The sequence below is a fragment of the Moorella naiadis (nom. illeg.) genome (genome assembly GCF_051020825.1).
GTDB lineage: Bacteria > Bacillota > DSM-521 > Neomoorellales > Neomoorellaceae > Neomoorella > Neomoorella naiadis.
Map to the genome: position 1 here is coordinate 1 of NZ_JAXGFQ010000023.1, position 22,271 is coordinate 22,271.

22 protein-coding genes and 1 tRNA gene are annotated in these 22,271 nt (G+C 55.1%); 3 read left to right on the plus strand and 20 right to left on the minus strand.

Annotated features, from left to right (window positions below):
• Positions 1–221 precede the first annotated feature (221 nt).
• From xdhA to SDD30_RS13045, 7 genes are all read right to left on the minus strand, one after another.
• Positions 222–2,513, minus strand: coding sequence for a xanthine dehydrogenase molybdenum-binding subunit XdhA (gene xdhA, locus SDD30_RS13015; RefSeq protein WP_434075357.1), 2,292 nt, complete (start codon positions 2,511–2,513; stop codon positions 222–224).
• Positions 2,514–2,689: 176 nt separating this feature from the next.
• Positions 2,690–3,832, minus strand: coding sequence for a BMP family ABC transporter substrate-binding protein (locus SDD30_RS13020; protein ID WP_434075358.1), 1,143 nt, complete (start codon positions 3,830–3,832; stop codon positions 2,690–2,692).
• A gap of 259 nt (positions 3,833–4,091) precedes the next feature.
• Complete coding sequence (locus SDD30_RS13025) at positions 4,092–4,889, minus strand: dihydropteroate synthase (protein WP_434075359.1); 798 nt, start codon at positions 4,887–4,889, stop codon at positions 4,092–4,094.
• Positions 4,890–4,907: 18 nt separating this feature from the next.
• Positions 4,908–6,323, minus strand: coding sequence for an 8-oxoguanine deaminase (locus tag SDD30_RS13030; RefSeq protein ID WP_434075360.1), 1,416 nt, complete (start codon positions 6,321–6,323; stop codon positions 4,908–4,910).
• A 136-nt stretch (positions 6,324–6,459) separates the two neighbouring features.
• Positions 6,460–7,833, minus strand: a complete 1,374-nt coding sequence (locus tag SDD30_RS13035) for a monomethylamine:corrinoid methyltransferase (protein WP_434075361.1) — start codon at positions 7,831–7,833, stop codon at positions 6,460–6,462.
• A 14-nt stretch (positions 7,834–7,847) separates the two neighbouring features.
• Complete coding sequence (locus SDD30_RS13040) at positions 7,848–8,492, minus strand: cobalamin B12-binding domain-containing protein (protein WP_434075362.1); 645 nt, start codon at positions 8,490–8,492, stop codon at positions 7,848–7,850.
• Between the two features lie 181 nt (positions 8,493–8,673).
• Complete coding sequence (locus SDD30_RS13045; protein ID WP_434075363.1) at positions 8,674–9,414, minus strand: GntR family transcriptional regulator; 741 nt, start codon at positions 9,412–9,414, stop codon at positions 8,674–8,676.
• A 262-nt stretch (positions 9,415–9,676) separates the two neighbouring features.
• Between SDD30_RS13045 and SDD30_RS13050 the strand changes: the two genes are divergently transcribed.
• Entirely contained in the window at positions 9,677–11,335 is a 1,659-nt protein-coding gene (locus SDD30_RS13050) for a spore germination protein (RefSeq protein WP_434075364.1), read from the plus strand.
• 144 nt (positions 11,336–11,479) lie between these two features.
• Here the strand turns inward: SDD30_RS13050 and SDD30_RS13055 are convergent, their stop codons facing one another.
• The 11 genes from SDD30_RS13055 to speD all read right to left on the minus strand — a co-directional run bounded on the left by SDD30_RS13055 (position 11,480) and on the right by speD (position 20,018).
• Positions 11,480–12,196, minus strand: a complete 717-nt coding sequence (locus SDD30_RS13055; RefSeq protein WP_434075365.1) for an N-acetylmuramoyl-L-alanine amidase — start codon at positions 12,194–12,196, stop codon at positions 11,480–11,482.
• Between the two features lie 81 nt (positions 12,197–12,277).
• Positions 12,278–13,699, minus strand: a complete 1,422-nt coding sequence (locus SDD30_RS13060; protein ID WP_434075366.1) for an aspartate ammonia-lyase — start codon at positions 13,697–13,699, stop codon at positions 12,278–12,280.
• 104 nt (positions 13,700–13,803) lie between these two features.
• Complete coding sequence (locus SDD30_RS13065) at positions 13,804–14,115, minus strand: DUF6951 family protein (RefSeq protein WP_434075367.1); 312 nt, start codon at positions 14,113–14,115, stop codon at positions 13,804–13,806.
• Between the two features lie 116 nt (positions 14,116–14,231).
• Positions 14,232–14,606, minus strand: a complete 375-nt coding sequence (locus tag SDD30_RS13070) for a methylglyoxal synthase (RefSeq protein ID WP_434075368.1) — start codon at positions 14,604–14,606, stop codon at positions 14,232–14,234.
• A 76-nt stretch (positions 14,607–14,682) separates the two neighbouring features.
• Entirely contained in the window at positions 14,683–15,342 is a 660-nt protein-coding gene (locus SDD30_RS13075) for a YkgJ family cysteine cluster protein (RefSeq protein ID WP_434075369.1), read from the minus strand.
• Positions 15,342–16,562: a [FeFe] hydrogenase H-cluster maturation GTPase HydF gene (gene hydF, locus SDD30_RS13080; RefSeq protein ID WP_434075370.1), complete on the minus strand. Its 1,221-nt coding sequence runs from the start codon at positions 16,560–16,562 to the stop codon at positions 15,342–15,344. The genes SDD30_RS13075 and hydF overlap by 1 nt, the downstream gene beginning before the upstream one ends.
• A gap of 154 nt (positions 16,563–16,716) precedes the next feature.
• Positions 16,717–16,941 carry a Sec-independent protein translocase subunit TatA/TatB gene (locus SDD30_RS13085; RefSeq protein WP_434075371.1) on the minus strand — a complete coding sequence of 75 codons (225 nt, stop codon included), beginning with the start codon at positions 16,939–16,941 and terminating at the stop codon, positions 16,717–16,719.
• 47 nt (positions 16,942–16,988) lie between these two features.
• The gene (gene tatC / locus SDD30_RS13090) at positions 16,989–17,732 is read right to left on the minus strand and encodes a twin-arginine translocase subunit TatC (RefSeq protein WP_434075372.1); all 744 of its coding nucleotides are present in this window, start codon (positions 17,730–17,732) and stop codon (positions 16,989–16,991) included.
• A gap of 77 nt (positions 17,733–17,809) precedes the next feature.
• Positions 17,810–18,514 (minus strand): bifunctional demethylmenaquinone methyltransferase/2-methoxy-6-polyprenyl-1,4-benzoquinol methylase UbiE, encoded by a 705-nt coding sequence (gene ubiE / locus SDD30_RS13095; RefSeq protein ID WP_434075373.1) that lies wholly within the window; start codon positions 18,512–18,514, stop codon positions 17,810–17,812.
• Positions 18,511–19,215, minus strand: a complete 705-nt coding sequence (locus SDD30_RS13100) for a polyprenyl synthetase family protein (RefSeq protein WP_434075374.1) — start codon at positions 19,213–19,215, stop codon at positions 18,511–18,513. The genes ubiE and SDD30_RS13100 overlap by 4 nt, the downstream gene beginning before the upstream one ends.
• A 425-nt stretch (positions 19,216–19,640) precedes the next feature.
• Positions 19,641–20,018: an adenosylmethionine decarboxylase gene (gene speD, locus SDD30_RS13105; RefSeq protein WP_434075375.1), complete on the minus strand. Its 378-nt coding sequence runs from the start codon at positions 20,016–20,018 to the stop codon at positions 19,641–19,643.
• Between the two features lie 196 nt (positions 20,019–20,214).
• On the opposite strand from speD, the gene SDD30_RS13110 reads away from it, so the two are divergent.
• Together SDD30_RS13110 and SDD30_RS13115 are read left to right on the plus strand one after the other, a co-directional pair.
• Complete coding sequence (locus tag SDD30_RS13110; protein ID WP_434075376.1) at positions 20,215–20,496, plus strand: hypothetical protein; 282 nt, start codon at positions 20,215–20,217, stop codon at positions 20,494–20,496.
• A 13-nt stretch (positions 20,497–20,509) separates the two neighbouring features.
• Positions 20,510–20,803 carry a type II toxin-antitoxin system RelE family toxin gene (locus tag SDD30_RS13115; protein ID WP_434075377.1) on the plus strand — a complete coding sequence of 98 codons (294 nt, stop codon included), beginning with the start codon at positions 20,510–20,512 and terminating at the stop codon, positions 20,801–20,803.
• Between the two features lie 86 nt (positions 20,804–20,889).
• Here SDD30_RS13115 and gnd read toward each other — a convergent pair whose 3' ends face one another.
• Positions 20,890–21,831, minus strand: a complete 942-nt coding sequence (gene gnd, locus SDD30_RS13120; RefSeq protein ID WP_434075378.1) for a phosphogluconate dehydrogenase (NAD(+)-dependent, decarboxylating) — start codon at positions 21,829–21,831, stop codon at positions 20,890–20,892.
• 355 nt (positions 21,832–22,186) lie between these two features.
• Positions 22,187–22,264: transfer RNA gene (locus SDD30_RS13125), tRNA-Pro, on the minus strand.
• Positions 22,265–22,271 lie beyond the last annotated feature (7 nt).

The following is a 22,271-nucleotide window of genomic DNA, read 5'->3' on the forward strand; positions in this document are numbered from 1 at the left end:
GAGCCGTGTGCGTTAATTGCGCCAGCACGGTTCTGTGAGGGGGGTATGCCGCGAGGCATACCTCTACTCGACCATTAATTAAAAGGCCCTGCTTTATAAAGTAGGGCCTTTCGAAACATATTCTTATTTTGGGATCTTTCCCTGGACTCCCTCGACGAACCAGTTGAACTGGGGCATATCAGCATCGCTTATTTTCTGGCCCTCGGCGTTCCTGATTTTTTCTATATTAACCCGGTTTCCTTGAATTTCTCGAAGACCAGTTGAGGTTTCAGGGGTAACCGGTTAAAGGCTACCCCGGTAGCGTCCAGGACGGCGTTGCGAATGGCCGGGGCGACGGGGATGGTCGGCGGTTCGCCCAGGGATTTGCAGCCGAAGGGGTGGGTGGGTTCAAAGGTCTCTACAAAATCCACCCCGATCTCCGGGATATCCATAATCGTCGGTAGTTTGTAGTCCAGGAGGTTATTGTTCAGGGGCCGGCCGGTTTGTTCATCAAACAGCATCTGTTCGGATAAGGCGTAGCCCAGGCCCATGCTGACACCGCCGTGGACCTGGCCCGCAGCCAGCAGGGGGTTGATAATCTTACCGGAGTCGTGGACGTTATAGATCTCCAGGACCGCGATCTGGCCGGTCTGCAGGTCCACCTCCACCTCGGCAAAGGTGACGCCAAAGACGAAGGCGTTGACCCGGGCGTTGTTGGTGGTATCGCTAGTTAGCGGTGCCGCCAGGGCGAGATCGTAATAGCTCTGCAGGGCCACCTCGGCCAGAGGCATGACCACCTCCCCTGAGTGTTTGTAAACGATATTCTGCTCCCGGAGATCCAGGGCGTGGGTGGGGATATCGGTCATCTTCTGGACGAAATCCAGGATCTTCTTTTTGACCTCGGCTGCTGCTTTGGCTACGGCCATGCCGGTGACGTAGGTCTGCCGGGAGGCATAGGCGCCGGTGTCAAAGGGGGCGATGTCCGTATCCTGGGTGGAGATGACGTGGACCATATCAACTGGCAGGCCCAGGGTCGCGGCCACCATCTGGGCGAAGATGGTGTCGGCTCCCTGGCCGATCTCCGTAGCTCCGAGTTGCAGTTGGACGGAACCGTCCTGATTCAACATAATCCGGGCCCCGGCAATCTCTAATAAATCCGGATAGGTGCCGGAACCATAGCTGAAACAGGCCATGCCCAGGCCCCGGCGCTTGTCGCCGGTCTGGTTTTTATACCGCTCTTTCTTTTCGTCCCACTTGATAAGCTCCTTGCCCCTGGCAATGCACTCGCGCAGGCCGCAGCTCCGTACCTTGTTGCCATTCAAGGGATCGGCATAACCCTCGGTAACCAGGTTCTGCAGGCGGAACTCAATGGGATCCAGGTTGAGTTTACGGGCGATGTTGTCCAGGTGGCTCTCGACAGCGAAGGTTATCTGAGGGGAGCCGTAAGCCCGCATGGCCCCGGCCACCGGCAGGTTGGTATAGACAGTAATTGGGTCATATTTTAAAGCCTTCATAAGATAACGGATGCGAAATACGGAACCCCCGGCCATGGCAATGGAATGGCCGTGGGAGGCATAGGCCCCGGTGTTGGCGATAGCCTGAATATGCATGCCAGCCAGTTTACCATCTTTAGAAACACCCGTCTTCAGTTTAAATTTAAAGGCATGGCGGGTGCGGGTATCAATCATGCATTCTTCCCGGGATAGCTCCAGCTTGACCGGCCGGCCCCCCACGGCCAGGGTCATGGCCGCAGCTAAAGGTTCCAGACAGGCATCCTGTTTGCTGCCGAAACCGCCGCCGATATAGGGTTTAATCACCCGTACCCGGCCCCAGGGAATTCCTAAAGCCTGGCCGACGATCCGCCGCACGATATGGGGGATCTGGGTGGAGGTGATAATGACGATGCGGCCGTCGCTGTCGACGTAGGCGATGGAGATATGGTTCTCCAGCTGGCAGTGCTGGACAATACTCGTCTCCAGTTCGTCCTCAAAGATATAATCCGCTTCCTGGAAGGCCGCCTCAACGTCGCCTATTACATACCCTACAGAACTAAGGATATTTTTAGGACAGTCATCATGGATTAACGGCGCATCTTCTGCCATGGCAGCTTCCGCAGTGAGAAGGGGTGGCAGTACTTCATACTCAACTTTAATTAATTTCAGGGCTTCTACTGCTATTAACTCATCTTTAGCTACTACTGCCGCAATGGCATCCCCTACAAAACGGGCCTTTTCGGTTAAAATAGTCCGGTCGGCTTTATCCCTGTGCTTCGGGTCCAGGGCATAGGGATGCCCTGCCGTAGCAAATTTGATTTTTGGTACATCGGCATACGTTAAAACCGTTTCTACCCCTGGTAAAGCCCTCGCTGTGGTTACATCTATGTTTTTAATAAGGGCATGAGCATAAGGGCTCCTTAATATCTTGCCGACCAGCATATTCTTTTCAAAAAAATCTCCGGTATATTTAGCTTGCCCGGTAACTTTGGCAACAGCATCAACCCGATTTATATTTGTCCCCACAACGGTAAAAGCCATTCTACCCCCTCCGAAATGAGATGTACAAAAGGGGACCGAATTTCCGTACAGCTAGTCAGGGTATTGAAGAAACCCGATGGAGGAAGGGGTGGCTTATCAAGATGCGCAGCCTTCCTCCATCGGTAGACATCGCCAGTAACGGGAAGAAAAAAATGTAAATATCCTTTCCTGGGGAGCTATTTCGGTATCTCCCCCTGCACCCCCTCAACGAACCAGTTGAACTGGAGCATGTCGGCATCGCTCATTTTTTGGCCCTCGGCTATCCTGACCTTACCACTTTGATCCTTGATAGGACCGGTAAAAACATCCCATTTGCCATCGAGGATCTCCTTCTTTTTGGCCTCGACCAGCTGTTTAACATCGTCAGGTACCATAGGGCCATAAGGGGCCAGGTCGACGACGCCGTCTTTCATGGAACCCCAATAGTTGTGGTCCCATTGCTTGCCTTCCTTAACCTCCTTGACCACCTGGGTGTAGTATTTACCCCAGTGGAAAATAGGGGTCGTTAAGACAGCTTTGGGAGCGAAGGAACTCATATCGGTATTGTTGCCAATACCATAGGCACCACGTTCCTGGGCAGCGATCATGGGGCCCGGGGTATCCTGATTTTCGGCAATGACATCAGCACCAGTATCCAGAAGGCTCAGGGCAGCCTGCTTTTCGGCAGCCGGGTCGTACCAGGTGTTGGTCCAGACTACTTTGACTACAGCTTTAGGATTTACCGAGCGCACCCCCAGGGCCAGGGCATTGATCCCCCGGATTACCTCGGGGATTGGATGGGAGGCCACATAACCGATGATGTTCGATTTAGTCATCTTACCGGCAATGATGCCCGACAGGTAGCGGGGCTGGTACATCCGGCCGTAATAGTTACCAGCATTGGCGGCCGATTTGAAATGGGCGCAGTTAAGGAAAACTGTCTGAGGGTACTTTGGTGCCACTTTGAGGACATAATCCATATAACCGAAACTGGTAGCAAAGATTACTTTATTCCCCTTTTCAGCCAGTTCAGTAAGGGTCCTTTCAGCATCGGCTCCCTCAGCTACATTTTCGACAAATGAAGTCTGTACCCACGGCAATTTTTTCTCCAGTTCTTTACGGCCCTGGTCATGGGCAAAGGTCCAGCCAGCATCGCCTACCGGCCCAACGTACATAAAGGCTACCTTAAAAGGCTCTTCTTTGTTTGCCGCCGGGGCTGAGGCCTGGCTTTTATCCCCGGAAGTATCTCCGGCTTTCTTTCCCCCGCAGCCACCCAGTAAACCCAGAGCCAGAATACCGACAACCGCCATCAATACCAACAACTTGTTGATTCTGAACATCGTTTAACCCCTCCTTTTAATTTTGTTTACTACCTGGTTGAGAAATTAATCGGCAAGCAAGTCTTTCTTCACCACCTTCTTAAACTATTGTCACTTTGATTACTGTTACTTTCAGGACCATACTTGCAGTATTACTTAACTTACAAAAAAGGCGCCTTCTGCATTGGGTTTAGTGCTACTTTGCAAAAGGCGCCTGCGCCATTACAGGCCGGGTATGTGCTTGCGGCGAAGAAAGTTACGATTTAGTTGTCGTGGAGGTTTAATTAACCAGTCTGCTCTCTTTATACCGTCGTAAAAAACGTTGGCAGTAACGATCCCGTCCCAGGAGGAGTTCGGTGGCCGCCAGGGCGGCCAGCAATTCCTGGTCCAGGGGATCGATAACGGCGGCGTCCAGGCCCCGGCTAACCGCTAGAGTTAAAAAGGTACGGTTAATAAGGCGCCGCGCCGGCAGGCCAAAAGAGATATTACTTAAACCGCAGATTGTCTTGACACCAGGAAGTTTTTCTTTAATTCCTTCCAGGGTGGCCAGGAATTCTACGCCTGCCTGTTCGTTGGTACCCACCGTATGGACCAGGGGATCCAGGTAAATATTTTCCGGGTTAATGCCCTCTGCCTGGAGTTTCGCCACTAGCTCCCTGGCAATCTCCAGGCGCCTGATGGCCGTGGTCGGTATCTGCTGGCCGTCCAGGCAAAGGGCTACTACCTGACAGCCATATTCCTTTACCAGGGGAACTATGCCAGTAAACCGTGAGGTCTCCAGGGTAACAGAGTTGATCATGGCCTGACCCTTGTGGATAGGTAAAGCGGCGGCTAGGGCTGCCGGGCTGGGAGAATCGAGCACGAGGGGTATGTCCAGGGATGCTTGGATAGTTTCTACCGCCCACCTCAATGTTTCCCCCTCTCCCTCCATGAGGGTAGCAGCGTTGACGTCCAACATAGCGGCTCCAGCATCCACTTGTTCCCGGACGAGCCGGATTAGTCCCTCCTTATCCCGGCCGGCCAGGATTTCTCTGGCAGCCGGCCGGCTGCTATTAATCTTTTCGCCGACAATAAGCAAGTTCTTACTTCCCCCCTTTTAGAAGAGCGGCCGCCTTGCCGGATAAGCAAAGTAGTCTCTGCCGGTGCGCCGGCCGGCCAGGGCCAACATCTCCTCCGACACCCGGTTGGCCTGGCGGCTAATCTCCTCTTCCTCCACCCGGATCAGCCGCCCCTCCCGGACGACCACCCGGCCGTTGACAATGGTGGTGTCCACCAGCTGGCTGTCACCGCAGGTGATGATGGCTGCCACCGGGTCGTGTTGCCCGCCGGCAAAGCCCAGGTCGTTAAAATTGATGAGTATTAAGTCTGCGGCCATACCCGGGGCCAGGTAACCCAGGTCCTCCCGGCCCAGGACCCGGGCGCCGCCGACGGTGGCCAGGCGCAGGACCTCTTCCGCCGTCAGGCCGTCGTTACCATAAGTAAGTTTCTGCAATAGATAAGCTATCCGCATCTCATTCCACATATTGGAGGAATCGTTGCTGGCGCTGCCGTCCACGGCCAGGCTGACCTGCACCCCGGCTTTTAACAGATCTTTCACCCGGCAAACGCCGGAGGCGAGCTTCATATTGGAAGCCGGGCAGTGGGCGACGCCGCTTTTAGTCTCCCCCAGAAGGGCGATCTCGGCGTCGTTTAGATGGATGGCGTGGGCGAACCAGACGTCGGCACCCAGCCAGCCATGGTCGGCCATATAGGCTACCGGCCGCCGACCGAATTTCTCCAGGCAGAAGTTTTCTTCATCCAGGGTCTCGGCCAGGTGGGTGTGAAGCCTGACGCCGTAGCGGCGCGCCAGGGCGGCGCTATCACGCATTAACTCCGGGGTAACGGAAAAGGGTGAGCAGGGAGCCAGGGCGATTTGGCACATGGCGTAGGGCCCGGTTTCGTGGTACTGCCGGATCAGGCGCTCGCTGTCGGCCAGGATTTCTTCTTCGTCCTGGACGACCTCATCGGGCGGCAGCCCACCCTGGCTCCGGCCCAGGGACATGCTGCCACGGGTGGCGTGAAAGCGGATCCCCAGTTCCCGGGCCGCCTGGATTTCGGCATCAATAAGTTCCTTTCTCTGATCGCAGGGAAAGACATAGTGATGGTCGCTGGAACAGGTGCAGCCGGTCTTGAGCAATTCCCCCAGGCCGACCATGGCCCCCCAGTGCAGGCCTTCCGGCGTCAGTTCGCGCCAGATCTCGTATAGGGTCACCAGCCAGGGAAAGAGGGGGATATCCTGGGTGGCCGGGATGTTGCGGGTCAGGGTCTGGTAGAGGTGATGGTGGGTGTTGATCAGCCCCGGTAGGACAATCTTACCCCGGGCGTCAATCACCGTATCCCCCTTCCCGACCGGCAAATCGGGGCCGATGGCCTTGATGGCCGGACCGTCGACTAAAATATCGGCATGCCGGTAACGATGGCCGTCGTTATCCAGGGTAATAATCCAGTCGGCGTTTTTAAGCAACAGGGACAAGGTAGGGGCCTCCATTCATGGGTGAACTGGTACTACACGATTGAAACCTAAAACTACTAAATCACAAGCATCTTTTTCTACTGCGAAACCGTGGAGAACATAACTACGTTTACTCCCAGGTTCATCTTTCACCGCGCTATTTAAACCGTACCCCTTGCTTGAAAAGCCTTTCCTGTACCTCGTCGTAGATTTTTTGCCAGTGTTTTTTTGGACGCAGGGTTTTTAAATCGTATACTTCAGCAAAGGGTTGTCCCACCGGTTTTTTATCTAGCAAGGGTACGTAGTGCTGCTGCCATTCTTGGATCAACTCGTTGGCCTGATCCCGAGACATGCCGGCTACTGCGTGGCTAATTTCAGCATTGAAACGTGCTTCCAGGCCACTGACGTGATCTGTACAGACCCCGGCGCCGGAGCGGACGCCGTCGATACGGGCCGTGCCGGAAACGGTAGCAGTAGTGGCAATGGTGGCAGCTTCGTATAATAAGGATTCCGTCCCTGGTCCGGAAACGGGCGAGGTCATTACCGTCGTTAACAGGTGGGTATTGCGGTTCAGGGCCTGCTGGGAGGCGCTGATGGCCCAGACAATCTCCGGCGCCGTATCGGATTCGAAGAAGGGGTGGGTGGGACAAATGGAGTGGGTCGTGGACATATTGACTACCGCCATCAGGATAACCCCGGCCACGGCCACCATGGCCACCCCTTCGGCACCGCCGGCGTAACCACCGTAAATGGGGTTGCAGAAGTCATGGATAATGCAACCTGTCTGGATCAAATGGGCGACTTTAATGAGCAAGGCGTAGCTGGTTTTGAGTTCGCTGGTAAAACAGACGTGGTGCCAGTCGGCAGGCGTAAAGCCGCCGTAAGAGGTACCCGAGAGTTCGCCGATTTCCGTCACGGCGTTTTCCACGCATCCCAGGCTGATACCCGGCCGCCCGGCCCTCTGGGCCGCCGCCTTGGAGAGTTCTACCTCCCGCCAGGCCAGGAGAACCTCCCAGGGAGTATGGGTTTTAGGTGGCCGGCCGTGGATAGTGGCAAAGGTTCCATTAACTACGGCATCAATAATGGGTTCCTGGATGTAACTCTGGGTAATGTAAGTATAAAGCTCCTCGGTCAAAGGCGTGCCGTAGGGACCGCCGGTATTGGCCGGAATATGGGGATCTTCCGGAACGCGGCTTTTAATAACCACCCTGTCCAGGCCACTGCCGATTTCCAGCTCACCGGGAGCAAAACGCAGGGCGTCGCGGATTTCGGCCTCACTAAAAGTAAGGCGCCGGTGGGTAGAGGTGCAGTAAACCCCCACCCTGGCGGCCAGCTCCAGGCCGGCCTGGAAAAGCCGATCAGCCAGGTCGTCACGGAGATTAATGGCCTCCTGGCGGTCATACTTAATATCATACTTACGGGTCAGTTCCCGGACGGTGCTGGCTACTAGTTGATCGAAATCCCTTTCCTCCAGCAGGGGGCCGTTTTCTGCCCGGTCCAGGACAGTCAGCAAACGGGTGTGGCTGCGCATTTATTTTTCCTCCTTTAGTTGCTTAACCGCCGGCAAATTTCAATGGCTTCCCTGGCGTCCTTGCCATAACCATCGGCGCCAATGCTATCCGCCCATCCCGGGGAAACCGGCCCGCCACCGACAACGACTTTCCAGTTCTGCCTTTTCCCCGTCTCCTCCAGGGCTTTAATTAACTCGGCCATATAGGGCATGGAAGTAGTCAGCAGGGACGACATGGCGATTATTTGCGCCTGCTCCTTTTCGGCGGCTTTGATAAAGTCGAAGACCGGGACATTGGTTCCCAGGTCGACGACCCGGAAGCCGTTAACTTCTAACAACAGGGATACCATGTTTTTACCGATATCGTGGACATCGCCCATGACGGTCCCAATGACGATGCAGGCCCGTTCATCCCCTGAAATCGCCCTTCCTTTTATAGCCGGCTCGATTACCTGTTTTACTGCCTTGGCCACATCGGCGGCCATCATTAAATCCGGCAGGAAGATTTCCAGGCGGCCAAACTTCTCCCCGACTTCATCCATCACCGGCACCAGGTAGTTTTCAAAAATGTCTACTGGGTCCATGCCAGAAGCAAGCGCGTCTTGAGCAGCCCCGGCCGCTCCCTCCCGGTCACCACTGGCTACGGCGACCCGTAATTTTTCCAGTAAAACATCGTTCATATTAAAAACCCCCTTTTTTTATTGCTACTTAAACTTACTTCAGATCCGTCAGCAATATGACAATTATCACCCTGATGGCGTAGTTCGCAATAGTCAGCACCTAGGTGTTAAAAGCTTCACGACGCCCCTGGCACCAAAGATTGAGGTGGGCTTAATACCTGGTAGCCTGGGCCTGGCCCCTTTAATAATTGGCTTTACGGTAAAGGGTAAAGCGGACAAAGGTATCCAGATAGTATTCCTGGGTGGCCATTACTGGTTCGTTTTGTTCGTCAAAGGCTATGGTATCTAACTGTAAGAGCGGCGTTCCCGGGTTAACCTTCATAATGGCGGCCAGGCGATGGTCGGCTATAGTGGGAATGAGTTCAACGATATCGTTAACAACGTGGATGCCGCTATGTTCGGCCAGAACGGTAAAGATGGTTTCCCAATAACGGGCTTCAGGGATCGGCGTTTGGATTAATTTTTCCGGAACCCGGTCGACGCAAAAGACTGCCGGGTTGCCATCTGCCAGGAATAACTTTTCGATAACTAGTACCTGATCCCCGGCTTTTAGACCTAGCTTTTTGGCCAGCAGGGGGCCGGCTGCTTCCGACCAGCCCTTAACCCGGGCCACGCCGGGCTGGAAACCGCTTTCGGCGATAAAACGGCCGATCTCGCGGGCCGGGTCAATTCGCGCCTTAAGTTGCCGAGTGCGGTTATTGATCATCGTTCCCTTACCATGTTTGCGCAGGATGATTCCTTCCCCTTCCAGGACGGCCAGGGCTTCCCGGATGGTCAGGCGGCTGGCGCCGATTTCAGCAGCTAGTTGTTCTTCTGAAGGCAGACGGTCGACCTCATCATAAGCTCCAGAATTAATCATTTCCCGCAGGACATCCACGGTCTGTTGCACCAGGGAAAAGCGTTGAATTTTACGAGCTGGCAATTATCTGTCCTCCTAATCATAAACTCATCTGAAGAGTTGATGAATATATTCTCCCAAAAATATAAAATTCCTGCCGGCCTTAAAAAATTTTTTGCCTAATACTACAGCCTAAACTTATACCGGCAATGTGCAAGTGGTGTAGAGGGCGCACCCCAAAAAGGAGCAACTCTTCTTGTTTACCCTGTCAAGGATATTTCTGTATATCCCACCAGTTCCCGGCTAAAATAATAGTGAAGTTTCTAAAGCAGGGAGCCAGATTATCATGGCCATTGGACGTATAATCAGCCGGGGTGGAAAACTGTTAAAAAAGAAGGAACCCGCGGGCTCCAAGGAGAAATCAGGCCCTAAACAGCCCATTAGTACTTCGTTAAAGCAAAACCTGAATGTTATCCGCCAGGAGATGGATTCCGCCCCGGATGTAGTAATCCGGCCTTTTATTGCCGGCAGCCGGGAGATGGCCCTCGTTTTTATTGACGGTATGGTTAATGACGCGATTATCAACCGCGATCTTTTACCAGTTATGATGACCATCCCCCCAGCCGAACAAGGGGGAACGATTGAACCGGCTTTTATCCGGGAAAAGATCCTCAGCATCGACGAGGTGGGTATAATCTCCGATCTGATGGAGATGCTATCCGCAGTCCTGGACGGTAAGGTTGGCCTGCTGGCCGAAGGGTGGAGCCGGGGTCTGGCTATCAGCGCCCAGGGGTTTGAGAAACGCGCCGTTAGCGAACCGGAAACCGAGGCGGTGGTTCGCGGTCCCCGGGAGGGGTTTACCGAGAACCTCCGGACCAATACCACCCTGATTCGCCGTAAGATCCGCAGTACCAAACTGCGGGTCAAGAGCAGGCGCCTGGGCCGGCTGACTAATACCATGGTGAATATTATTTATTTAGAAGGCATAGCACCCCAGCAGGTGTTAGACGAACTCCAGCGCCGCCTGGAGCGCATCGACATCGACGGCGTCCTGGAGAGCGGCTATATCCAGGAATTGACCGAGGACGCCCCCTTTTCCCCCTTCCCCCAGCATATGGTTACGGAAAGACCGGATGTGACGGCCAGGAAGATCCTGGAGGGATACGTGGCCATTTTAACCGACGGCACCCCCTTTGCCCTGATTGTCCCGGGAAATTTCCCTTGCTTTATCCATTCGCCGGAGGATTATTACGAACGCTGGGGTGTTTCTATAGGTATCCGTTTTTTCCGGTTAATAGGGCTGATAAACGCCCTATTACTACCCTCCGTTTACGTCGCCCTGACTACCTTTCACCAGGAGATGCTCCCTACTCCCCTGGCGGTCTCCCTCGCCGCACAGCGGGCCCGGGTGCCCTACCCGGCCTTTATCGAGGCCCTCTTCATGCAGATAGTCTTTGAGATCCTGGTGGAGGCCGGCCTGCGCCTGCCCCGGCCCATGGGCCAGGCCATCGGCATCGTCGGCGCCCTGGTAGTCGGCGAGGCGGCCGTCCGGGCCGGGCTGATCTCGGCGGCCATGGTGATTGTTATCGCCCTGACGGCTATTTCCTCCTTTGTCGTACCGACCTTTTCTTTCTCCCTCGCCATCCGCATGCTCCGGCTACCCATGATCTTCCTGGCCGCCGCCCTGGGGATCTTCGGTATCTTCACCGGCTTCTTAATGATCCTCATTCACCTGGTAACTCTACGTTCTTTTGGCTTACCTTATTTATCCCCTATAACCCCCTTCATCTGGCCTGATCATAAAGACGTATTGGTGCGTTCCCCCTGGTGGGCCATGGTCACCCGCCCGGTGCTGCCCGGTTTTCGCAACTGGTGGCGGGCCAAACCGGGAATTAACATCCCCTTTACCCAATCCAAGCGGCGGACGGCCGGGGAACTGGAACAGGTCCTGGGCAACGGCCGGCCGCCCTCCCCACCCAAAAAAGGCGGAGGTAGAAGACGTTAAGATTTAGATACTGGTTATGAATTTGCGGTAAGCTTCGAGCAAAGGGTCGGCGGGCATTAGACTTATTTTAACGATGGGTTGTTTATATGAGCAGCAAAACCACGCCCCCTTTGGAGAAAAGCGGGGACGTGGTTGCGGTGGTTTTTATTTTAGCTTGTCGAGAATCCGATCCAGGGCGGCGGCCAGTTCCGCCCGGGTAGCCGGCTGGTCGGGACGAAAGCTGCCGTCCGGGTAGCCGGACATAATGCCGGCAGCTATAACCCGGCGGATGGCCGCCTCGGCCCAGTTACCCTGGATATCAGTGGGCAGCATAGGCACGTCCGGCGGTAATCCCAGGTAGACGGCCAGGCCCTTATATATGGCCCGGGCCAGGGTTTGGCGGGTCGCTATAGTAGCCAGGAGGGAGGCTGTGGCCGGGTTGCTGATGAAACCCATCTCCACCAAAACCGCCGGGGCGTCAGTTTGGCGCAGGATGTAAAAGTTAGCCTCCCGCACGCCGCCGTCCGGCCAGCCGGTGGCGGCCACCAGCTCGGGCTGGATAGCATTCGCTATCTTCTCCGCCTGGCCCCCGGGGGCCAGGATAAAGGTGCTGACGTAGTTTGCCGTGGTACTGGCGGCGCTGTTGACGTGCAGGCTCACTACCAGGCCGACCTGCTCCCGGTTAAAAAGCTGCGCCCGGTCGGCTAAAGAAACGTCTACATCTTCTGTTCGCGACATGATCACTTCCAGACCGGCACCCTGCAGCCTGTGCCGCAGATCCAGCCCTACGGCCAGGGTGACATCCTTCTCCTGCAGCTCGCCGGCAGCTACCGCCCCGGGGTCGCTGCCGCCGTGACCGGGATCAATCCCTATTTTCGTCATAAGAACACCCCCACCCTATGATATGCTTGCTTTTTATCATAGGCACCAGGGGTGAAGGGGGCAAGATTTGTAGCCGGTAGATTACGTTTTACCCAACTCCTGCTTTATGTCCTTGACAATACCCGGGTGGGTCATGGCCGCCGGGGTTAAGACCCTTTCCAGTTCGTCCGCGGTCAAATACCCTTTTTCTAAAACTACATCCTTTATGGGCCGGCCGGAAACCTCCGCTTCCCGGACGACCGCCGACGCCCGTTCGTAACCGATATAGGGCAGCAGAGCCGTAGCCAGGGCCGGGCTGCGGGCCAGGAGCTCCTGGCAGCGCTCCGGGTTGGCGGTGATGCCGCCTATACATGCAGTACGGAAAATCCGGGCCGTTGTCGCCAACATTTCCAGGGAAGTCAAAAGGGCGTGGGCAATAAGGGGTGCAAAGGGGTTTAGCTCCAGCTGGCCCTGGCTGGCGGCCATGGCGATGAGGGTATCGTTGGCCATGACCTGCAGGGCCACCTGGCTGACCATCTCCGGGATGACCGGGTTGACCTTGCCGGGCATAATAGAGGAGCCGGCCTGGCGTTCCGGCAGGTTAATCTCCGCCAGGCCGCCCCGTGGTCCGGAAGACAACAGGCGCAGATCGCCGGCGATTTTATGCAGGTTGACCGCTGCAGCCTTCACCAGGCCGGAGACTTCTACAAAAACATCCATATTCTGGGTGGTGTCGATCATATTCTCCGCCCGGGCCAGGCCTAAACCCGTCAAGCGGCGGAGGTAGTCGTTGACCAGGTAGATATATTTCAAGGGGGCGTTAAGGCCGGTGCCGGTGGCGGTACCACCCAGGTTGACCTGGCGCAGGCGCTCTTCCACCTTATACAGGCGCCAGCGGTCGCGGGCAATGGCCTGGGCGTAGGCGCCGAATTCCTGGCCCAGGGCCACCGGCGCGGCGTCCTGGAGCTCGGTGCGGCCGACTTTGACCACCCCGGCCAGGGCGGCCTCCTGCTCCTGGAGGGCTTCCTGGAGTTTGGCCAGCTCGTCGGCCAGGGGTAGCAGCAGGCGGATGGCCGCCACCCGCATGGCCGTGGGGTACACGTCATTGGTGGACTGGTGCAGGTTGACATGATCGTTGGGGTGGATGGTAGTATATTCGCCCTTAGGGCGACCTAGGATCTCCAGGGCGCGGTTGGCGATGACCTCGTTGACGTTCATATTGGTGGAGGTGCCGGCGCCACCTTGGTAAGCGTCGAGGAAAAACTGGTCGGCCAGTTCGCCCCGGGCCACTTCCTGGCAGGCGGTGATGATGGCCCGGCACTTGTCGGCGGGCAGGTAGCCCAGGTCTTGGTTGGCCCTGGCGGCAGCCTCTTTGACGGTGGCCAGGGCCTTGATCAATTCCGGGTGGACCCGTTCCCGGCTGACCGGGAAATTTTCCGCCGCCCGTAAGGTGTGAATACCGTAATAAGCGTCAGCGGGCACCTCCCTGGTGCCCAGCAGGTCGTGTTCCCGGCGGGTAGACATGGGTAATCACTTCTCTTGCTTTCTTCGTCTATATTATAGCAAAAAAAGGTGGCCGGAATTATTATTTATTTATAGCGGTCAGACATGCAGCTAAAGCGGCAGTTCTATTTCTCTACGTATATATGGGCGTCTTGGGGTAAGGCCAGGCCGGCGGCTACTTCGACGGCCTTGACCATGCCGGGCAGCACCGGGCAGGCGGCATGGGGGCAGTGCTGGAAAAATAGTTCCCGCAGGCGGCTGTTGCCTTTAAAGCTAATCTCGTCCAGGGGATTCAGGGTGCCCAGGTCGGCAGCTATCTTCTGGATGTTGGGACAGGTAGTATCGATGGTAAGATTGCAGGAAAACATATCCGGGGCTTCGGCCAGGATTTCGGTTTTAAAACCGCAGATGCCAGATTCGACTATTACTTTAGCCATGCTCGAACTCCTTTCCTGGTAATAGTTAAATATCATTGAACTACCTAGGTACCATCATCCCCCTACCCTCTCCGCTCCTGCTCCGTTTTTTGGACAATAGTAAGATAAAGTCATAGTTAAGTGCTTCCTGTCTTCAGGTATTGCAGGAAAATGGCTGCGGTAGCCAAGTTAGTGGCCGCCGGGACGTTGTGCACGTCGCAGATGCGTAAGAGAGCGTTAATGTCCGGCTCATGGGGTTGGGGGGTCAGAGGGTCACGCAGGAAAATGACCAGGTCCAAACGGCCCCTGGCCACCAGGGAGCCCATTTGCTGATCGCCCCCCAGGGGGCCGGACATCAGGCGGTGGACCCTAAGACCTGTGCGTTCAATTATTCTTTTGCCGGTGGTCCCGGTGGCGATTAAGCGGTGGCCGGCAAAGATTCCTTTATGTTCATCAACGAAAGCAACCAGGTCGTCTTTCTTGCGATCATGGGCAATGAGGGCGATGCGCATTTTTGTCCTCCGCATTGAGCATAGATTAGTTATTCGGCGGGAACTCGTTTTTTCCTCCTGCTATAGAAAATTTTTTCTATCTCTGCTTATAGAGCTTTTGCCAGAGTCCTGCCGGGCAGAGGTCTTTAAGGGCGACATCTTTATAACTGCGGCTGCCAGCAAAGGGGGTTGGCGGCCAGTCGGAGGGGCGAAGGCCCGGCTGCAACTCATCCTGGCTGGTTAACCAGTAGCGTACCAGCTCGTCCTCTCCCACATTAACGATTCGTTCCCGCAGCAGCCGGGCCGGCCGGGTGAGAGGGCTGCAGAAATAAGTACGGCAGATTAGGGGCCGGTGGCGGTAAATACGGCAGCGGCGCTGTTGGGGTTCCAGCAGGATACAGTAGCCCTCGGCATCGGTACGCAGGGTGATATCCACCGCCCGGCCCTGCACCTGCACCTGACAATAACTTTGCAGGACCGCTGGTAAGGGGATGTCCCGGCCGGTAAGCTCCTTTAATCCTTGCTGCAATGCGCAGAGATCAATAATAGTCAGGGGCAGGCGGCCGCCGCAGCAGTGGTCGCAACCGAGGCAATTGCCCTCCGGATTATAGGGTCTGTAAAGGAGGTCCGGTTCGAGACCTTCGATAGCCGAAATATAGTCGGCTACGGTAGCCCCCGGGCTTAAAATGTGGAGGTCATAACCACATTGATCATTAACCCGCCAGTAGTGGGCCTGGACGGGGTTTTTAACAGTCATTATTCTTCCTCCAGCCACTCCATCCGGGCCAGGGGGAAGGGCTCCAGGGCACGCTCCAACACGCCGTGGACGAAGGCCAGGAGGACGCCGTAGTTGACTATGGGAACCCCAGTTTCTTTCGCCAGCTGGATGCGGTAGAGCATCTCTCGTCGGTTAATCATGCAGCCGCCGCAATGGATTATGACCTTGTTGCTGGCCACGTCTTCCGGGAAGCCGCTGCCGGAGTACCAGCTGAATTGCAAATCGCCGCCGACATACTGGCGCAGCCAGCGGGGGATTTGCACCTTGCCGATGTCATCGGCCTGGCGGTGGTGGGTGCAGGCCTCGGCAATCAGGACCCGATCCCCGGGCTGCAGGTTTTTAACCGCCCGGGCTCCCCGCACCAGTTCCACCAGGTCGCCTTTATAGCGGGCAAAGAGAATGGAAAAGGAAGTCATGAGCACGCCGGGAGGCGTATCGGCAGCTACTTTTAAAAAAGCCTGGGAATCGGTGATGACAATCTTTGGGGGTGGAATTTTTGCCAGGGCCAGCTTCAGCTCCCGCTCTTTAACCACCAGGCCCATAGCGTCGTGATCCAGGAGGTCCCGCAGGGTCTGGACCTGGGGCAGGATCAGGCGACCCTTGGGCGCCGCCAGGTCGATGGGTACTACCAGGACGGCCATTTCCCCCGGGCCGACCAGGTCGGCGACAATATAGGGCTCTTCAAAGTCGTGGGGCGCCGCTTTAATCAACTCGCCCTTTAATTCTTCGATGCCCTGGCGGGTGAGGGCGCTCACAGGCAGGATGCGTTGCTCAAGGGTCTGCTCCAGGCTGGCCAGGAGCTCCCGTCCCCCCTGGTCGATTTTATTCAATACGATTACTGCCGGGAGTTTTTCCTCCCGTAACCGCTGCAACAGTTCCAGCTCGTAGGATCCCACCCCGACGGCCGGGTCCAGGACCAGGACGGCCAGGTCGGTACGGCGCATGACCTCCAGGGTTTTTTTGATCCTCAAGGTGCCCAGCTCACCCACGTCGTCAATCCCGGCTGTATCAATGAGGACTACCGGTCCCAGGGGCAGGATTTCCATGGACTTAAGGACCGGGTCGGTAGTCGTCCCGGGTACGCTGGAGACTACGGCCAGGTCCTGGTTGGTCAGGGCGTTGATCAGGCTGGATTTACCGGCATTGCGGCGGCCGAAGATGGCAATGTGCAGGCGGTTGCCCCGCGGCGTGGTATCCATTAGACAGAATCTCACCTCCCGGTGAAAGTCCGCAGAATAAACGTAGCTATCTCGCCACCCCCGCCGTCGAGCAAGGCTGAGCGCAAAGCTCTACCACGGCATCAGGCAGGCAAAGAGTTCCCGATCAGAAAAAAACGGGAGCCTGAACTCCCGCTTAACTGGCCTGTTTCGTAGCTTTTTCTTTATTAACCTCAGCATTGCCGCCATCATCGATTTTAGCGGCTTCTTTAATCTCATCCGTAACGGAATTGGTGGCATTCTTAAACTCTTTGATGCCCTTACCCAGGGCCCGGCCCACTTCCGGTAGTTTACCGGGACCAAAGATGATTAGAGCCAGCACTAAAATCAGGATTAACTCAGGAGCGCCTAAACCAAACATCTTCTTCACCTCCTGTTTAAGATATTGTACACCTTTCTAGACAAGATTTAAATACCTTCTTCCCTGGCCTTCGCATCCTTCTTGCGCCGCACCAGATAGGAGAGCCAGATGCTAGCTTCATAAAGTACCACCATGGGCAAAGCCATTAAGGTCTGGGAAACCATGTCCGGCGTCGGCGTCACAATGGCCGCCACAATAAAGATAATGAGAATGGCGTACTTACGGTTTTTAGCGAGGAACCTAGGGGTGACCAGACCTAGATAGGTCAGGAGGATCATCACCAGGGGCAGCTGAAAGACGGCCCCAAAGGGCAGTACAAACAGGCTTAAGAAACTAAAGTATTTGGAAATGGTGATAAAGGGTGTAAAGCCCTCACTGGCCGTAACCAGCAGGAAGCGGATGGCCGCCGGGAAAACCACCAGGTAACCAAATACTATGCCGCCGAAAAATAATATTATCGAGGCCGGCATGAGCATAAAAACCAGGCGCCTTTCGTGGCTGTGCAGGGCCGGCAGGACGAACCCCCAGACTTCCCAGAGGATAACCGGCAGGGCCAGAAAGACAGCGGCAACGATACAGATCTTGATAGTCGTAAAGAAGGCTTCCCAGGGGGTGATAAAGACCGGCTTGATCCCCAGTTCGTTCATGGGCCGCAGGATTAAAGCCAGCAATTGCTCCCGGAAACCGAAATAGACGGCGATAGTGGCTATGGTCAGGGCTATAATGGAAACTAACAGCACCCGGCGCAGGGCTTCCAGGTGTTCTGTCAGGGTCATGGATTTATCGTCCACTTCCGCCACCTCCCTTCTGGAGCTAATCCCATTATAACGCCGGCTAAAGATTAAAGCAATGTTAATTCCTGCGGGCATTACCCCGCTTTAATGCCCACGTGGACGGCGACGATACCCCCTGTCAGTTCATCATAACGGGCCTCAACCAGGCCCAGGTTCTGAAAATACCGCAGTATCTCAGCCTGATGAGGATAACCCTTAAGGGAACGGGGTAAATAGCTGTAAGGGCCTTCCCGGCCGATCCCCAGGCGGCCCAGGAGGGGTACCAGGTGGTCGAAATAAAGATAGTAGACCTGTTTAAAAAAAGGCCAGGATGGTTTAGCCAGCTCCAGGGAAACCACTCTACCTCCAGGGCGGACCACGCGCTGCATCTCCGCCAGGCCGCCCTTAACGTCCGGCAGGTTGCGTAAGCCAAAGGCAATAGTGGCACAATCGAAGGTATTATCGGCAAAGGGCAACGCCAGGGCATTGCCCTCTATCAATTCTACCGAGGGGCCATAGGGACTAGTAGCCAGGCGCTGCCGGGCCACCTGCAGCATGACCGGAGAAAAATCCAGTCCTACTACCCGCCCACCCGGAGCGACTTTTCGGGCCAGTTCCAGGGTGAGCATGCCCGTACCGCAGCAGACATCCAGGGCCTGGTCGCCCGGGCCCAGGCCTGTCCTGGCGACGGTGAAACGCCGCCAGCCCCGGTCGCAGTTAAAGCTAAGGAGGGTATTTAACAGGTCATAGCGGGGGGCAATGGTATTGAATATCCCGCGCACATAATCTTCTTTGGTCATAGAGCCATCACTTTTTTGGCCGGTTGCCGGCCGGTCAGGAATAAAAATAATTCTCCCAGGGCGTCGCGTGCCGGTCCCGACGGTAAGCCGGCAAGGATCTGATAGGATGGCGGCGTGACTGGTTTCCCACTCCATAGGTGACCGCATAGCTGGCCGATTTCCTGCCATAACCGGGTTTCCTGGGGCGAGGTTTTGCCGAGCTGGCTACCCAGGCGCGTTGCCGTCCGGGCCAGGCTGGCCCGATCGATAGTTTTCTCTGGCTCACCCGTACCGACGGTGACCGTACCGGCAAGTACTTTCTCTTGCTTCCGGGCGGACTCCAGGTGCAGGTGGCAAATCAGCTGAGATAATGGTTCCAAGAATTCCAGGTTGCCGTCGCGGCAGAGGAGATCAAAAAAACGGGTATAAAAATAATCGCCCATCAGGGTTTGCAGGGCTACACTCTGTTTTCCTTTATGGCTATGGATCAGGGAGGCCAGGAAAATAAGCTGCAGGACAACCGCTAGAGACAGGGCCCGGGGTCCAAAGTAACCCTGGCCGTGGGAGCTTAAAAGCACCAGGGCGGGTAAAAGCTCGCTGTCTATTTTGTTCAAGGCCGGCAAGGTAAATCCCGGAACTATACCCTGGCGTAAATTGGTTTCTTTAATCAGGCGCCGGTGAACAATCTCTAACTCGGGGCGTAATGAACTTAAGAAGGCCACCAAAATTACAATCCTCCCCTGAAGGCCAAAGAACTCTTGTCAACCGGAAACCCTTTATCTATTGCCGGTTTCTCATAGCATGGATATCTATAATGCCTGATGCTGGTCCATTCTCGCCCTTCCCTACTCAATTATATGGCCTGGCATGAGTATTGGGTTACCAGGTTTCATCACTTAGGCCCGGACCAGTTAAACTCGAGGCCCAGTCACATTCAGCTTGCCGGTGTTGTCCTGGGCTCCCAGGCCCCAGAGCAGCCATCACCGGGGGCTGTTCCATCCTATTTGATATTCTAGCTGAAAAGGTTTATTCCTGCTAGATCGGGGGCTAAAAATGCTACAGGCCCTGCAAGTTTTCCCCTGCAAGGCCTGTCAGTACCTACTCGCATAAAAATCTTCGGTTGTAGGTAATAAAATAAATATCCCTCCTACTGATTTACCGCTGCCGCCCGAGGAGCTTCCATGACGCCCCGTTCAATCTCAGTAGCGTGGACTTCGCCGGCCCGGAACTGCTCGGTTAAGTACCGGCAGGCATCCCAGGGATTAACCCTTTCCCCGCAAGTAAAAACATCTACGGCAGCATACCCTAACTCCGGCCACGTGTGGATTGCCAGGTGCGATTCGGAGATGACCACCACGCCGCTGACACCCTGAGGGCTGAATTTATGGAAGCAGACTTCGCGGATTTCGGCCCCTGCTTCTAAAGCAGCTTTGACCATGATTTCCTCGACTTTTTTAATGTCGTTCAGGATTTCGAAGCTGCACCCATAAACCTCAGCTAAAACATGACGGCCCAATGCGCGCAATTATCATTCCTCCTCCAGGATAAAAGTGGAGCATGACATCAATCAAATCCAATTGTAAACGCCTCACCCCTTAATGTCAACTAAAATTCGCGGTGAATGTCGGATAAAGTTGAGGGCTTGTCTGCCTACTTCAGCCTGTTCGTATCCCATTGACCCATTTAGGGAAACGTGCTATATTGGTTCCGAGGTGATAATAATGGATAACAAAACCTTTGCCGTCAACGATACCTTCTATGAAATTGATACCAGGAAAATCGATGAACGAAGCCGGGTTACCCTGGGCGATTTGTTTAAAGGGTACAAAAGGGTGCGTTTATATAAAAACGACCGGGGGGAGGTTTTACTGCAACCCGTGGTAGAAATCCCCGCCAGTGAAGTATGGTTGTATGAAAACAAAGAGTCTTTGGCAGAAGTTATGAAAGGCCTGCAGGATGCCGCTGAAGGCAGGATATCCCCCCTGGATCTTAATGAACTGTAGCAGGAGTCTGGGTATGTTTACTATATATCTTACCGAGCAAGCCCGGGAACAAATAAACAGGCTCAAAAATGATCAAAGGCTTAACAAAAGGTATAAAGCTGTAAAAAAAGCCCTTTTTATCTTAGCTGAAAATCCCCGCCATCAAAGCCTGCAGACCCATGAGTTTACCAGCTTAAAAGAACCCCGGGGAGAAAAAGTCTTTGAAGCTTATGCCGAACAAAACACCCCGGCGGCTTACCGGATCTTCTGGTGCTACGGTCCGGGGAAAGGCGAAATAACCATCCTGGCTATAACAAAGCATCCGTAAATTAACAAGCGGCCTGATACTAAACAGGTCGCTTGTTGCCTAACCACAAAAATCCGGGCTTATCTCGATTTAGCAGCTTGATTCAGTTAAATCTTCCTACCCCGGAAGCCCAGTCGTTTATCCAGTCCTTCTCTATTCTTAGCCATGTCGTGGCCGCCGAATTCGTGGCGCAGGGCGGCCACGACTTTGGTGGCGAAGCTCTCTTCCTGCTCGGAGCGGTAGCGCATCAGCAGGGCGGCCGTGATGACCGGCGCCGGTACTTTAAGGCGTAGGGCTTCCTCCACCGTCCACAGGCCCTCACCGGAGGAATAGGCGATGTCCTTGATGCCCTCCAGGGTGTTATCTTTGGCCAGGGCCTTCTCCATCAAATCCATCAGCCAGCCGCGGATGACGGAGCCGTAGCGCCAGACCCGGGCCACTTCCCTTAGATCCAGTTCGAAGGGCGCTTTAGCCAGGACCTCCATCCCTTCGCCGATGGCCTGCATCATGCCGTATTCGATGCCGTTGTGCACCATTTTAACGTAATGACCACTGCCGGTCGGGCCGGTGTGCAGGTAGCCGCCGGGAACGGTAATGTCCTTAAATAAAGGCTCCAGGTAGGCAAAGAGTTCATACTCGGCCCCTACCATGCAGCAGGCGCCGTAGCGCGCTCCCTCGATGCCGCCGCTGGTGCCGGAATCGGCAAAGCGGATGCCCCTGGTCTTGAGGGACTCATAACGCCGCAGGGTGTCCTGGTAATGGGAGTTGCCCCCGTCGACGATGCTATCTCCGGGTGCCAGTAGGGGTACCAGCTGTTCTAAAACATCGTCCACGGCTTTCCCCGCCGGGATCATCAACCATACCAGGCGTGGGACCGTGAGCTTTCCGACCAGTTCCTTCAAACTGTAAGCCCCTTTGACCCCCTGGGTGACTGCTTTATCCACTGTAGCCCGGGTGCGGGCGTTACCCACCACTTCGTGTCCGTGATCCATCATATTCAGGGCCAGGTTGAGGCCCATTCTACCGAGACCGATTAAACCGATTTGCAAAATGTATCTCCCCTTGGCATGTGAAATTATTCTTGATTTGGCAAGAAATCTGTTTGCACCTTATTATCTCCGGTATAAAGCATTATGCTTCATAAGCGCCACCAGATGCTAACTTCATCCTGGGCGGCGCTTGCTTCCCGGGGGTTCGATGGCGCCGACAAAGTTCGCTACTGGTACTTTTAGCGTAATTCCCATTTTACCGTAATAGATCGGGCAGATGATATTTACAGATCTTTCTGAGCCCCTTTTTCTTTCGGTCTGAAAAAGGAAAAATTTAAGCCCCGCTTGGACCGGGGCCTTAACTGGGAACCTGAGTATTGGAAAAAGGACGCCTTCTTAGACGTCCTGTAAAAACTGGTCGGAGCGACTGGACTTGAACCAGCGGCCTCTACCACCCCAAGGTAGCGCTCTAGCCAAACTGAGCTACGCCCCGCTATTTT